Source organism: Microthrixaceae bacterium (assembly GCA_016702505.1).
In the GTDB taxonomy this organism is placed as follows: Bacteria; Actinomycetota; Acidimicrobiia; order Acidimicrobiales; family Iamiaceae; genus Aquihabitans.
The window spans coordinates 176,021-188,754 of sequence record JADJDU010000007.1; the positions used below are offsets into that span (position 1 = coordinate 176,021).

12 protein-coding genes are annotated in these 12,734 nt (G+C 68.0%); 6 read left to right on the top strand and 6 right to left on the bottom strand.

The window, feature by feature from the left end:
- Positions 1-4: 4 nt before the first annotated feature.
- Positions 5-724 (bottom strand): MOSC N-terminal beta barrel domain-containing protein, encoded by a 720-nt coding sequence (locus IPG97_08100; protein MBK6856494.1) that lies wholly within the window; start codon positions 722-724, stop codon positions 5-7.
- A gap of 38 nt (positions 725-762) precedes the next feature.
- Between IPG97_08100 and IPG97_08105 the strand changes: the two genes are divergently transcribed.
- From IPG97_08105 to IPG97_08130, 6 genes are all read left to right on the top strand, one after another.
- Entirely contained in the window at positions 763-1,725 is a 963-nt protein-coding gene (locus IPG97_08105; protein MBK6856495.1) for a PD-(D/E)XK nuclease family protein, read from the top strand.
- 139 nt (positions 1,726-1,864) lie between these two features.
- A complete protein-coding gene (locus tag IPG97_08110; protein MBK6856496.1) occupies positions 1,865-2,788 on the top strand; it encodes an acyltransferase family protein in 924 nt (307 codons plus the stop codon).
- A gap of 4 nt (positions 2,789-2,792) precedes the next feature.
- On the top strand, positions 2,793-3,872 hold the full coding sequence (locus IPG97_08115) for an NAD-dependent epimerase/dehydratase family protein (protein MBK6856497.1): 1,080 nt from the start codon (positions 2,793-2,795) through the stop codon (positions 3,870-3,872).
- Positions 3,869-4,624: an enoyl-CoA hydratase gene (locus IPG97_08120; protein ID MBK6856498.1), complete on the top strand. Its 756-nt coding sequence runs from the start codon at positions 3,869-3,871 to the stop codon at positions 4,622-4,624. Before IPG97_08115 ends, IPG97_08120 begins: the two co-directional genes overlap by 4 nt.
- 42 nt (positions 4,625-4,666) lie before the next feature.
- The gene (locus tag IPG97_08125; GenBank protein ID MBK6856499.1) at positions 4,667-5,146 is read left to right on the top strand and encodes a MaoC family dehydratase; all 480 of its coding nucleotides are present in this window, start codon (positions 4,667-4,669) and stop codon (positions 5,144-5,146) included.
- Positions 5,147-5,228: 82 nt separating this feature from the next.
- A complete protein-coding gene (locus IPG97_08130; protein MBK6856500.1) occupies positions 5,229-6,815 on the top strand; it encodes an AMP-binding protein in 1,587 nt (528 codons plus the stop codon).
- A 552-nt stretch (positions 6,816-7,367) separates the two neighbouring features.
- Here the strand turns inward: IPG97_08130 and IPG97_08135 are convergent.
- The 5 genes from IPG97_08135 to IPG97_08155 all read right to left on the bottom strand — a co-directional run bounded on the left by IPG97_08135 (position 7,368) and on the right by IPG97_08155 (position 12,451).
- Positions 7,368-8,390: a DUF222 domain-containing protein gene (locus IPG97_08135; protein ID MBK6856501.1), complete on the bottom strand. Its 1,023-nt coding sequence runs from the start codon at positions 8,388-8,390 to the stop codon at positions 7,368-7,370.
- Positions 8,391-8,912: 522 nt separating this feature from the next.
- Entirely contained in the window at positions 8,913-10,121 is a 1,209-nt protein-coding gene (cobT, locus tag IPG97_08140; protein ID MBK6856502.1) for a nicotinate-nucleotide--dimethylbenzimidazole phosphoribosyltransferase, read from the bottom strand.
- Between the two features lie 305 nt (positions 10,122-10,426).
- Positions 10,427-11,158, bottom strand: coding sequence for an adenosylcobinamide-GDP ribazoletransferase (gene cobS / locus IPG97_08145; GenBank protein ID MBK6856503.1), 732 nt, complete (start codon positions 11,156-11,158; stop codon positions 10,427-10,429).
- Positions 11,155-11,727, bottom strand: coding sequence for a bifunctional adenosylcobinamide kinase/adenosylcobinamide-phosphate guanylyltransferase (locus IPG97_08150; GenBank protein ID MBK6856504.1), 573 nt, complete (start codon positions 11,725-11,727; stop codon positions 11,155-11,157). The genes cobS and IPG97_08150 overlap by 4 nt, the downstream gene beginning before the upstream one ends.
- On the bottom strand, positions 11,714-12,451 hold the full coding sequence (locus IPG97_08155) for a VWA domain-containing protein (protein MBK6856505.1): 738 nt from the start codon (positions 12,449-12,451) through the stop codon (positions 11,714-11,716). Before IPG97_08155 ends, IPG97_08150 begins: the two co-directional genes overlap by 14 nt.
- Between the last annotated feature and the right edge of the window lie 283 nt (positions 12,452-12,734).

A 12,734-nucleotide genomic window follows, 5' to 3' on the forward strand; every position in this document is an offset into this window, starting at 1 on the left:
GACGTCAGGATGAGGCCGGGCCGAGGTCCTCCAACTCGTCACCGACCTGAACCGACCCGGGCGAGACCACCAGGGAGCCGACGGCCAAGGTCAGGTCCCGATCTCGACGCAGGGTTCGCAGCACCTCGAGGTCGCGGTCGATGCCATCTGGCTGATCCCGGGTGATCATCACGCATCGCCCGATCTTCTTGACCACGTCGACCTCGGCGCCACCGATCCTCAACCGTCGACCCACCAGTCCATCGGCGGTGTCCCCGCTCACCACCAGGTTTGGGCGGAAGCGGCGGACGTCCCAATCGCGCAGGTCCCCAACGGCCACGATGCTCACCTGGGTTCGGGTCGAGTCGTGGTACGACCACGTCGGACCTTCCCACGCCACCGGGTCGCTGTCGTCGTGTTCGGGGTCGCTCAGGTTCTCATAGGTCTGGGCCTCACCGGTCGGGCCCAGCAGCCGCACCGGCCGACCGATCCAAGCCGAGATAACGGCGTCGTCGGTTGTGGGACCGTGACCGGGCACATCCACGGCCGCCTCCTCGCCGTTCAGCACCCCCCAGCCATAGAGCAGCTTCGGGTCCCGTCGAGCTGTCAGCACCACTCCGGTCTCGGGATCACGAAGAGCATGGGTCCGGTCTCCCACCAACCCGAACGGGCCCACCGTTGCTGCGGTCAGGCTCTCGCCTTGGAGCGACTTCACCGGATAGCGCCATATCTGTTCCACGTGCACCCGCTCATGGTGCCAGCTCGGCCCTTAACCTCGCCTTCATGCCCCGTGCCGATGCCCCACCCCTCAGCCCGGTGCAACGCGAAACCCTGGACGTTCTCGGTTCGAGCGGTTCCCGCCCGACCTTCCCCGATGACCTGAGGGCCCGCCTGCGCTCCGATCTGGAGGACGGGCTGACCCCGCTGGTCGAGAACCTGGCCGACGACGAGGGCTTGGTCGTGTCCAAGCACCTGTTGAGCCAGGTCCACGGCTGCCAGGTTCGTCTGCTGGCCGAGGACGACGGAGACTTCACCCCGTCGGTACCGATCGCCCGAGGCACCATCTCCCACAAGGCCATCGAGTTGGGAATCCACTGGCCCCACGAGCCTTACCCGCTCGACCTGGTCGACGAGGCCATGGCCCGCGTCAGCCACGGCGACCATTGGCTAACGGACTTCCTCCAGACCTGCACCGAATCCGAACGGGCCGAACTGCGGGCCAGTGCTGGCGACCGGGTGGCCAAGTTCTTCGAGTGCTTCCCCCCGCTCCTGCCCAAGTGGCGACCGGTCACCGAGAGCAGCCAGTGGATCGACCTGGTGGCCAAGCGGGTCACCCTCAAGGGCAAGGTCGACCTGACCCTGGGAACAGCCAGGGGCAACGAGGCCGGCAAGGTCATCATCGACCTGAAGACCGGGTCCCCCCGCGTCGGACACCGTGACGACCTGCGCTTCTACGCCCTGCTCGACACGCTCCGCATCGGGGTACCGCCCCGACTGATCGCGTCCTTCTACCTGGACACCGGCATCGCCGAGGTCGAGCCCGTCACCGAGGGGTTGCTCGACGCCACGGTGGCCCGCACGGTGGACGGGGCGGTGCAGATCGCCGAGCTACGGGCCGGAACCCGCGCCCCGATCCACCGCCCCGCCCACCAGTGCCGGTGGTGTCCGGTCCTGGTCACCTGCGACATCGGCAGGCGGTGGCTGGCCGACGAGGACATCCCCGTCCCCCAACCCGACGAGGGCTGACTGCCATCAGCTCTTGTTCCTCTCCCCCGGACCGTTGGTCCAGGACCCGTGAAGGTCAGCACCCACAACGCCATGAGGGTCGCACCCATCGGCGGGCGACCAAGGCGGCGGAGCGGGACTACCGGTACTGTGTCCATCCATGGCCAGTGATGCCTCCGAGCCTTCTGACCGGCCCCCAGCAGCCGGAGCCGAGGACGCCGGCTCAATGGTGAAGACCGCCGAGCTGGTTCCGCTGCACCTGCCGCCGGTGGCCGAGGAACCTGAGCCGCTGACCGATCCCCGTACCGGCGATGTGGACGAGTGGGGTCGCTCCGAGCACATGCGCCAGATGGTGCGCAAGCTCTACGACCCGATGTACCGGCACTGGTTCCGAGCCGAGTGGGAAGGTCTGGACAAGATCCCCACCGAAGGTGGAGCCCTGTTGGTGGCCAACCACGCCGGGGCCATCCCCTCTGACGCACCGGCCATCATGCACGGCGTCGAGACCGAGCTGGGCCGCCCGGTGTACGGGTTGGCCGACCACTTCTTCAAGGCCGCTCCCGTCATCGGCACCCTGTGGGCCCGGGCCGGTGGCGTGGTGGCCCACCCCGACAACGCCTACCGACTCCTACGCCACCAACAGCAGCTGGTCTTGGTGTTCCCCGAAGGTTCCAAAGGGCCAGCCAAGACCTACAACGAGCGCTACCGGCTCCGCCGTTTCGGACGGGGCGGTTTCGTGGAGATCGCCATGCGGGCCGGGGTGCCGATCATCCCCATCGCCGTGGTCGGTGCCGAAGAGTCGATGCCCATCTTGTTCAAGCTGCCCAGCGTCGCCCGGGCCCTGGGTGCGCCGTACTTCCCGATCACCGCCAACATGGCGTTGGGTCCGCTCGGTGCCGCCGTCCACTTCCCGGCCAAGTTCAAGCTGCAGGTTCTCGACCCGGTGAGCTTCCCCGACATAGAACCGGCCCAACCTCGCTACTCGCGCAGTCGGATCATGGACGAGTCCGAGGCCATCCGCCAGAAGATCCAAGAGGCCCTGTTCGACATGTTGCGCCAACGGCGCTCGGTCTGGTTCGGCTAAGGCCATGGGACGACGGATCCTCATCACCGGTCTGGCCACCTACTGGGGTGGCCGCCTAGCCCAGGCCCTGGAGGCAGACCCCGACGTCGAGGTGATCATCGGGCTCGACACCCGTCGCCCGACCGTCCAACTCGAGCGAACCGAGTACGTCCGCAGCGACGAGAACTACTCGATCCTGTCCCGCATCGTGCGAGCCACCGGGATCGACACCATCGCCCACACGTTCCTGGTGGTCGACTCAACGCAGATGTCATCTCGGACCATGCACGAGATCAACGTCATCGGCACCATGAACCTGTTCGCGGCCGCGTCGGCCGCCGGCAGCACGGTGAGGACGGTGGCGGTGAAGAGCTCGGCCCACGTGTACGGCTCATCTCCGTCTGACCCGTACCTGTTTCGAGAGACCGACCGCCGGGCCGGCGGACCGCGCACCAAGGTGGAACGCAGCCTGCTGGAGGTCGAGACCTACGTGCGCGACTTCGCCCGGGACAACCCACATGTGTCGTTGTCTCTCCTGCGGTGCTGCAACGTGATCGGACCCGACCTGGCCACCCCGATCACCAAGGCGCTGTCCCTGCCGTTGGTGCCGAAGATGGCCGGGTTCGATCCTCGACTCCAACTCATCCACGAGGACGACGTGGTGGCGGCGATCATGTTCGCCCTCGATCATCGCTTGGCCGGCATCTTCAACGTAGCCGCCGACGGCATGATCCCGTGGAGCGAGGTGTGCGCCATCGCCGGCAAGCACGGCCTGCCCATCCCGCCGGTTGCCACGGCGCTGAGCACCGAGGTCCTGCGCCGACTCGGCCTGGTCGACCTGCCACCCGAGCTGATGCAGGTCCTGCGCTACGGGCGAGGCCTGGACAACCGCCGCCTCAAAGAAGCTGGGTTCCGGTACCAGTACACAACCGCCGGGGCGGTGGAGGCGTTCATGGAAGCAGTTCGCCTCCGATCCACCATCGGGACCAAAGACGTCGGTTACCAATACCAAGACGACGTCGAACAGTTCTTCCGCCACTCCCCCGCCGTCAACCGGACCCCGGCCAACCCGGGCGACGAGAGCCGGACGCACATCGCCCGATGACCGACATAGACGTCCAGATCGTCGACGGTGTCGCCGTGCTCACCCTCGACGCTCCTGGTCGACGCAACGCGTTCGACCTGGCCATGTGCCAGGACGTCTCCGCCGCCTTCGACGATCTGGAGGCCAACCCCGAGGTGGGCGCACTGGTGGTCACCGGTCGCGGGACTGCGTTCTGTGCTGGGGCTGACCTGTCCCACCTGGGTGCCTCCGAACGAGAGGGCCTGTTGGCCATCTACGAGGGCTTCCTCCGGGTCGCCCGATCACCACTTCCCACCATCGCCGCGGTCAACGGCGCCGCGGTGGGAGCGGGCATGAACCTGGCGTTGGCCGCCGACGTACGGCTGGCCGGTGCCTCGGCCCGATTCGACACCCGGTTCCTTCAACTGGGCATCCACCCCGGCGGGGGCCACACCTGGATGCTGCGCCGCTTGGCTGGACCTCAGGTTGCCGCGGCAATGGTGCTGTTCGGCGAGGTGCTGAACGGGCAAGAGGCGGTGGAATGCGGCCTGGCGTGGCGCTGCGTGCCCGACGACGAACTGCTCGACGTCGCCCTGGAGATGGCCGGCCGCGCCGCGGCCGCGCCCGGTGAGTTGGTGCGCCGGACCAAGGCCACTATCGCCGCTGTCGCCAACATCGACGACCACCCGAGCGCGGTCGAGCGAGAGCTCGTCGACCAGGCCTGGTCGGTGTCCCAACCCGAGTTCCAAGAGCGGCTGGCCGCCATGCGGTCGAGGATCTCGGGAACTAGCTGACGGTTGCGACCGGGGTTTCCAGCCGCGGATACGGTGCCAACCATGGCAACCAACGCTGAGCAGGCATACGAGAAGTTCCAGGCCGCCCTCGGTCAAACCGAGGGAACCGGCGAGTGGTTCGAGGTCACCCAGGACCAGATCGACCAGTTCGCCGAGCTGACCCACGACCACCAGTTCATCCACGTCGACCCCGAGATGGCGGCGCAGCTCTCACCGTGGGGGGTCACGATCGCCCACGGCTTCCTCACCTTGTCGATGCTCACCCACCTCTCGGGCTCGATACCCCAGGACATGACCCGCCTCGCCGGCATCGCCATGGGCGTCAACTACGGGTTCGACAAGATCCGATTCATCAACCCGGTGAAGGTGAACTCCAAGATCCGCGCCACCAGCGTGCTCAAGGCCGTCGAGCTGCGTGACCCCAACACCATCCAGACCACCAAGACGGTGACGGTGGAGATCGAGGGTGAGGAGAAGCCGGCCTGCGTGGCCGACTGGATCACCAGGCTCACCTACATCTGAACCCACCCCAACACCCGGCCGCCACGGCGGACGCGGCCGTCGTGGTGCGCGTCTACATTCTGACGGTCCGTCAGGACACCCCATGTTCGAACCCGACCGCCAGGGGGCAGCCGTGACCGAAACCTTCGCCGACGCCGCAACACTGTGGGACCTGGTGGAGAGGCGGGCCGCCGCCTCTCCCGACACCACCCTGCTCATCGACGAGGCCGGCCGGACCCTGACCTGTCGTGAGTTCCGGGACCGGGCCGAACGGGTGGCGGCCGGGTTCGCCGCCATCGGCATCGGCGCCGGCACCCGGGTCACCTGGCAGGCCCCCAACCGCTTCGAGACCATCCTGGCCAGCTTCGCCCTGGCTCGCCTCGGTGCCGTGCAGAACCCGATCCTGCACCTGTACCGCCACAAGGAGGTCGGCTACGCCATCAAGGCCACCGACGCCGAGGTGGTGCTGGTGGCCGGCGAGTGGAACGGCTTCGACTTCGGGGCCATGGTGCACGAGCTGACCGCAGACCTGGCCACCAAACCCCAGGTCATCGACATCTTCGCCGACCTTCCCGAAGCTGACGCCGCCACGCTCGGCCCTGCTCCCTCCAGCGGTGACGAGGTCCGGTGGATCTACTTCACGTCCGGCACCACCTCGGACCCCAAGGGCGTGCGCCACACCGACCGCACCCTCATCACCGGGGCCTGGGGCATGGCCGCGGCGTTGGACATGCAGCCCGATGACGTCGGTTCGATCGCCTTCCCCTTCGCCCACATCGCCGGGCCGGACTACTTCGGGACCATGTTGTTGAGCGGATTCGGCGCCGTGCTGATCGAGGCCTTCAACCCGGTGTCGGCGGTGGCCACCTTCGCCGCCAACGGCGCCACCATGGTCGGGGGCAGCACCGCCTTCTACCAGATGTACCTGACCGAGCAACGCAAGGACCCGGCCACCCCCATCATCCCGACGCTGCGCAAGCTGTCGGGTGGCGGCGCGCCCATGCCACCCGAGATCTACGACGAGGTGAAGCGGGAACTGGGCGTCCCGATCTGTCACGGCTACGGCATGACCGAGTGCCCGATGATCTGCCTGGGCTCTCCTCACGACACCGATGAACAACGGGCAAACACGGTGGGCAAGCCTGTCCCGGGGTTGGAACTGCGCACCGTCGATGGCGACGAGCAGGCCACCGGTGCCGGCCAGGACGGTGAGGTCCGGGTCAAGGGACCGATGGTGTTCGCCGGCTACACCGACACGGCGGCGACGGCCGAAGCCTTCGACGGCGAGGGCTGGTTCCGCACCGGCGACGTGGGCCATCTGCGAGCCGACGGTCATCTGGTGCTGACCGGTCGCCTCAAGGACATCATCATCCGCAAGGGCGAGAACATCTCGGCCAAGGAGATCGAGGACCTGCTCTACGCCCACCCCAAGGTGGCCGACGTGGCCGTGGTGGGCCTACCCGACCGTGAGCGCGGCGAACGGGTGTGCGCGGTGGTGGTGACCGCCGAAGGTCAGGAGCCGATCAGCTTCGACGAGATGGTGTCCACCCTCAAGGACGCCCAGTTGATGACCCAGAAGATCCCCGAGCAGCTCGAGGTCGTGGACGAACTACCCCGCAACCAGACCCTCGGCAAGATCCTCAAGTACAAGCTGCGAGACGACCTGGCCACCAAGCCCTGGCCGTCCTGAGCTTGGCGGCAATGATCACCATGGCTATCCGGCCCCTGCCACATTCATCGTTGTCTGATCGGTGGATCCGCGGGTGAACACCGTCTGTTTCGGGGTTCCGGCCGGAGGATGTAGGAGTTCGAATGGCGCTGGGCGAGGCGACACGGTTAGGTCAGGTTGGCACGATGTTGTCGACCGCTCCCACATCAACAGTAAGGACTCGCTCGGATAGGCGCTTGAGAACTACGAGCCGGTGACTGACAGATCCAGGTCTTGTCCGGCCACGTTGACGAAGAGGCGCGAGCCATCGCGGTCCTTGAGTTGGCCGTTCAGAGGAGCGGCTCGGGTAGCTGACCATCCACCTGCCGTTGGCGTGGCCCGGTTCTGATGGCTGGTGCGTCCCACGAACCGACGACAAGGTGGAAGTCTCCTACCTCATGAGCGCGCTCGACCCCGAGGTGTTCGATCCCGTCTGGACAGCGGTCGAGCCGGTGCTTCCACGTCCGGATCGGTCCGACCCGCTCGGCTGCGACCGGCCGCGTGTGAGTGACCGGCTGTACCTGGGGGGTATGTTCATCCGGCTCGTGACCGGGCTCGGTTGTGGGGGCCGCAGAGGCGTTGGAGGTTGGCGACGACGGTGGGACCACCTTGGGCGTAGGGCTGGATGTGGTCGTATTGGAGGAAGGTCCGGGCCCGACAGCCGGGGTGGCCGCACTCGGGGTTCGTTTCGTCGATGACCCGTTTCTGGCGGCGGGTCGGGGTGCGGCGGCGGGGGCTGGCATCGATCGGTTGCCGGTCGGTGTCGACCAGCAGCAACGAAACGAACGCCTGAGGCAACAGTTGGGCTACGACGTGGTCGTTGAGCGGGGTGCCGTCGGCCAGGGTGGTGCCGTCTCCTCGAACGTGGATCACCACTTCGACGTCGACGTTTCTGCCGCCGTTGGTGGCGATCTCGGCCAGTGCGTCGGCGCGTTGTTGGGGCAGTGACGCGCCCGCGGGCGCGGCCGATCGAGTCACGTGAGCGTCGATCACCGCGCACACCGCCCCGGCGACGGCGGGGGCGAGACGGGCGGTGATGGTCACCATCCCGTCGGGTTCGGTACGCCAGGACACGCTTCGTTCTTCGTGTTGGCGGCGGGCGATCGTTTCGGGGTCTTCGTTGCGTTGGGACCATGCCGCGATCGCAGCCCCCAGCCGCCCAGCCGGGTTGGTGACCGCCAGGTGCAACAAGACGTCAACGTTGGTTTCGGTGAGGTGAGGGACCAGCACCCTGGCTTTGGCATAGGAGACGTCACCATTAGCCATGGCCTCCGCCAAGGCCGGGTAGGTGCGTAGGGCTCGGGCTACCCGGACCTGGGTGCGGGCCGTGCACACCTCGATGTCACACACCTCGGCCAGCCACGCCGCACACGACAGGGCACCCCAACGGGCCCACAACCCCCGGGCGTCTAGCTCACCGACCAGTACCAACAGTTCGAAGGTTCCCGCCGACAGCCGCCCAGCCAGATCGACCAGCTCGGCCTCCAACCGCTCCGCCGGCACATCTGCCAGCTCCGTGGTGAACCTGTTGGTCGTGTTGTTCTCCGCCGTGGTCATCGCAACGCCTCCTCGGTCGAGCTCCGCTCGACCAGCGTAAGAAGGAGGAGTGACAACGAAGCCCGAACTGAAGGCGATCGACCGGAATGACCGACCGCCTTGCGCGGCCACGCCCGGTTCGCAACAACCTGTCAATGCGATCAGGGATGCCAGGGGACGCGCCCGCAGGCGCGCCCGACCGGGCACCGCCAACTGCTCGAGAACACCAGATGCTGAGAAGGAAGGGTGACCGGGGTGAGACGATCGCGGCACCGAAGCTGAAGAGCCGGACCGGGCCGACGTGATCCTCACAAGCCATCGGCGCCCTAGCCTCGATCCACCGATCGGACTTGGCTTGTACTCAGTTCACCCTGGTCACCCAAGCGAATTCGGCTATCTGTGTGGCCACCGATGGTGTGCGGCCTACTAACGATCTGGAGCAGGAGGACAGGGCGGGGGTTCGGGGGCAGAGCCCCCTAGTGGCGAAGCCCCTGAACTAGCGGAGATCGACTTGCCGGTCGCACCAAAGAGGTCCTGAACCCGTCAGGCCAAACCCAGGTCGGCCATGGTTGCCATGTCTCGAAGAACGGCGGCCGCGGCTCTCACCACCGGGTAGGCCAGGGCTGCGCCTGTTCCCTCGCCCAGTCGCAACTCCAGATCCAGGACCGGTTCCAAACCCAGATGGGCCAGCACCGCCGACGCGGCCGGCTCGGTCGAGCGGTGACCGGCGATCCACCAGCCCCGGGCCTGGGGACACAGGGCGTGAGCCACGGTGGCGGCCGCCAGGGCGATCACTCCGTCCACGACCACCGGCACCCGGTTGGCGGCACCTCCGAGGAAGAACCCGGCCAGCGCCGCTATCTCCAATCCACCGCACTCCGCCAACACCTCCAGGGGCGACTTCCCCGCGGTGCGAGCCACCGCATCGGCGACGATCGTGGCCTTGCGTTCCAAGGTGGCGTCGTCGATGCCGGTGCCCCGACCGGTGAGCAGTCGAGGGTCCCCACCGGTCAACGAGGCGATGAGAGCGGCGGACGGCGTGGTGTTGCCGATGCCCATGTCTCCCCCGATCAGGCACCGGTTCCCTTCCCTCACCAGTCTGGATGCCATCTCGGCACCCACATCCAATGCGGCCAGGGTCTGCGCCCTGGTCATGGCCGGTCCGACCGACAGGTCGGCACTGGCGGCAGTGACCCGACGGTTCATGACCCGGGGGTGAAGGACGGGATCGAGGGCCACACCCACATCGACGACCACCACATCCATCCCCCCCGAGGAGGCGATGGTGTTGACCGCGGCCCGACCTTGGGCAAAGGTCGCCACCATCGCCGTGGTCACCTCCCGCGGCCATGGCGATACGCCGGCGTCGAGCACGCCGTGGTCACCGGCGAACACCGCCACACACGCCGGGAACGGATCGGGCGGTAGGACCTCACCGGCCATGGCGGCCAGCTCGATCCCGATCCCTTCGAGACGACCGAGCGACCCCTGCGGCTTGGTCAGCTCGTCGTGTCGCGCCCGGGCCTCGACCCGAACGCTGGCGTCGGGGTCGGTCACGGCGGCGACCACGCCGTGGAAGGACCGGCCCACCTGTTCGGAGATCCACCGCTCAACCACCGCCCCGGGTCCTTCCAGTTCACCGGCGGGGACAGCCACGTAGTGGCAGCCAGCGGCCGCGGCCGCCTCGGCATCACAGTCGGCGTTTCCGACGAACAAGACCCGCGTCCCGTCGGTGACGCCACACCTGCCCATCGCCTCGCGTAGCGATGTCGGATCGGGCTTCGCTGCTCCCACATCGGTCGAGGTGACGATCACCGCCAGCAGATCACCGAGGCCTACCGGGTCGAGCAGGCGGCGCACGTCGGCCTCGGTCATCACCGACGTGTCGGTGGCAGCAGCCAACCTCACCTGGGTGGCGAGCAGGCCCAACTCGGCCACGGCGTCACCGATCGGCTGGGCCACCAGGTCACCCACCGCGGTGACGGCCGAAGCCTCATGCACCAGGGTCCCACCGATGTCGAAGACGATCAGGTCCAGATAGGCCGAAGCGAAGGGGTTCACGTTGCTCCCAAGGTTGGATGGACAGCCGATGCCGCCAGCAGGGCACCGACCTGTGAGGTGACGATGACCGCGCCCAGCACGTCCCCGGTGAAGCCGCCGAGTCGTCGCCGGGCCAGGGCGGTCACGGCTGTCGAACCGATCACCGCCGCCGCCACCGTGACCAGACCTCGAGGTCCTTCCGCGACCATCGCCGCCACCGTCACCGCTGCACCCACTGTCAAGGCGGCCACCACCGCCACCTGGTCCCCGCGTTCGGTTGTGAACGAACTGGCCAACCCTTCGGGTCGAGCGTATGGGACCCAGATCATGACCAGGGCCGCTGCGGAACGGGACAGCGCATACAGACCAGGCAGCAGCCACCACCGGAACTCGACCCCCGCCAGCCCGGCGATGTTCAGGGCCAGAGCCAGCACCACCGCCACCAGTCCGAAGGCGCCGACAGCAGGGTCACGCATGACGACCAGACGGCGGTCTCGGTCCATCGGTGCCAGCAAGCCGTCGCCACAGTCGGCCAGACCATCGAGATGGAGGATCCCCGTCAGCCCGGCGTCGACGGCGACCACCACGACCGCGGCTGTCAGTGGGTTCCACCACTGCGACGCCACCCACCACGTCACCGCCATGATCGTCCCGAGAACCGCTCCCACCGCACCGAACCACCGGACTGCACCCGGGTCGGGGTCGCGACCCCGGCCGATGCAGGTGAGCAGCGCCAAAGCCGAGATCATCGCGATGGAAGTTCCATGACCCGACCGGCCACCACCAACAAGACCCGGTCGGCAATCCGAGCCACCGCCTGGTTGACCGACCCGAGCGCGTCAGCGAAGCGACCCCCCATGTCGGTGGCCGGATAGCCACCCAAGCCCACCTCGTCCGACACCACCACCACGGCACCGACATGGGCCCTCAGGGCATCGACCAGGGAGTCGACCGCCGGCTGGAAGGTGGCGTGGGCGCTCACCCAGGTGGTGAGGGAATCGACCAGGACGGGGCCCGAGCTCGCCGCCACCACGACGGCCAGGTCGTCGCCGGCTTCTACGGTCACCCAATGCTGCGGGCGCCGGTGCCGGTGGGAGGCGATGCGAGCGGCGAACCCGACGTCGGCCAGGTCACGGCGACCGGTAGCCACGTAGGTGACCGCTGCGCCTTTGGCCAGGTCGGTCACCAGAGCCTCGGCGACCTCGGACTTTCCCGACCGGACACCGCCCAACACCAGCACCACGGGACCGGCGACATCGGGTTCGAGCGCAAGACCAGCGCCGGGAGCCAGACCTGGACCCGGGTCAGGAGCGGACATCTGATACCCCCGGAAGGTGGGCGACCAGGTCCCGCCCGGGGTCGAGTGCGTCGAGGTCCCCCAGCGGAACCAGTCGTGCTCGCGCGGCCCCGGCCAACGACCCCGCCAAGCCCAGGCGGGGGTAGCCGGACTCGGTATCCACGATGACCACGTCGTCGGCCACCTTGGCGAGCTGGGTCGCTGCCGTCATCGCCGCGGCCAGCGGGTCCGGACCACCCGAGGTGGCCCGGCCGTCGGTCAGGACAACCACGATGGACCGATCACCGGAACGTGCCGCGGCGCCGACCAGGTCTCGGCAGACGTCGAGCCCGGCGGCGATCGGGGTCGTGCCACCGCTCGCCATCTCCCCCAGCCGAGATGACGCGATCTCGGTGGAGGAGGTCGGGCGCAACACCACGTCGGCCTGGTCGTGGTGGAAGGCCACCAGGGAGACCCGGGCACGGCGGCGGTAGGCGTCCCCCAGAAGATGCCTGACCGCCCCCTGGGCCACGGCCAAACGACCGTCTCGACCCATCGACGACGAAGTGTCCACCGCGAACACCACCAGAGCCCGGGCGGTGTGCTCGCGGTCGACGACCCTCAGGTCACCGGGGACCGCTACGGCCTGGGGTACACCGTCCACGCTGCGTCTGGTGGCCAGGGCCAGAGCACTGGCCGGTCCGTCGGGGCGTTGGCCGGGGCGATCACCCGATTCCACCGTGCGCACCGGGCGCCCGACCGCCATGGTCGACCGCCCGGAACGACCTCTCGCTGGTGGGGTGCGGGGAGGTTGTCCGCCTCGACCCAACCCCAAGTCGACCGCCACCGACACCGACCCCCGAGGACCCGGGTCGGGGTCCTGTTCGGGCTCGGGACCGCGCTCTGACCGGGGGCGAGGTTGCGCGTCGGCGTCTACCCCGCTGCTCTTGGTCTGGTCGGCAGGGGGATGAAGCGGATCGGGATCCGGGCTCTCCGATGAGGTCGGAGGTCGGTCAGGCAGAGTCGGGGGGCGCAGCTCGTCGAACAGG

Coding starts and splice junctions, on each gene's coding strand:
- IPG97_08105 (MBK6856495.1), top strand. CDS start 763: ATGCCCCGTGCCGATGCCCCACCCCTCAGCCCGGTGCAACGCGAAACC.
- IPG97_08110 (MBK6856496.1), top strand. CDS start 1,865: ATGGCCAGTGATGCCTCCGAGCCTTCTGACCGGCCCCCAGCAGCCGGA.
- IPG97_08115 (MBK6856497.1), top strand. CDS start 2,793: ATGGGACGACGGATCCTCATCACCGGTCTGGCCACCTACTGGGGTGGC.
- IPG97_08120 (MBK6856498.1), top strand. CDS start 3,869: ATGACCGACATAGACGTCCAGATCGTCGACGGTGTCGCCGTGCTCACC.
- IPG97_08125 (MBK6856499.1), top strand. CDS start 4,667: ATGGCAACCAACGCTGAGCAGGCATACGAGAAGTTCCAGGCCGCCCTC.
- IPG97_08130 (MBK6856500.1), top strand. CDS start 5,229: ATGTTCGAACCCGACCGCCAGGGGGCAGCCGTGACCGAAACCTTCGCC.
- IPG97_08135 (MBK6856501.1), bottom strand. CDS start 8,390: ATGACCACGGCGGAGAACAACACGACCAACAGGTTCACCACGGAGCTG.
- cobT (MBK6856502.1), bottom strand. CDS start 10,121: ATGGGCAGGTGTGGCGTCACCGACGGGACGCGGGTCTTGTTCGTCGGA.
- cobS (MBK6856503.1), bottom strand. CDS start 11,158: ATGATCTCGGCTTTGGCGCTGCTCACCTGCATCGGCCGGGGTCGCGAC.
- IPG97_08150 (MBK6856504.1), bottom strand. CDS start 11,727: ATGTCCGCTCCTGACCCGGGTCCAGGTCTGGCTCCCGGCGCTGGTCTT.
- IPG97_08155 (MBK6856505.1), bottom strand. CDS start 12,451: ATGGCGGTCGGGCGCCCGGTGCGCACGGTGGAATCGGGTGATCGCCCC.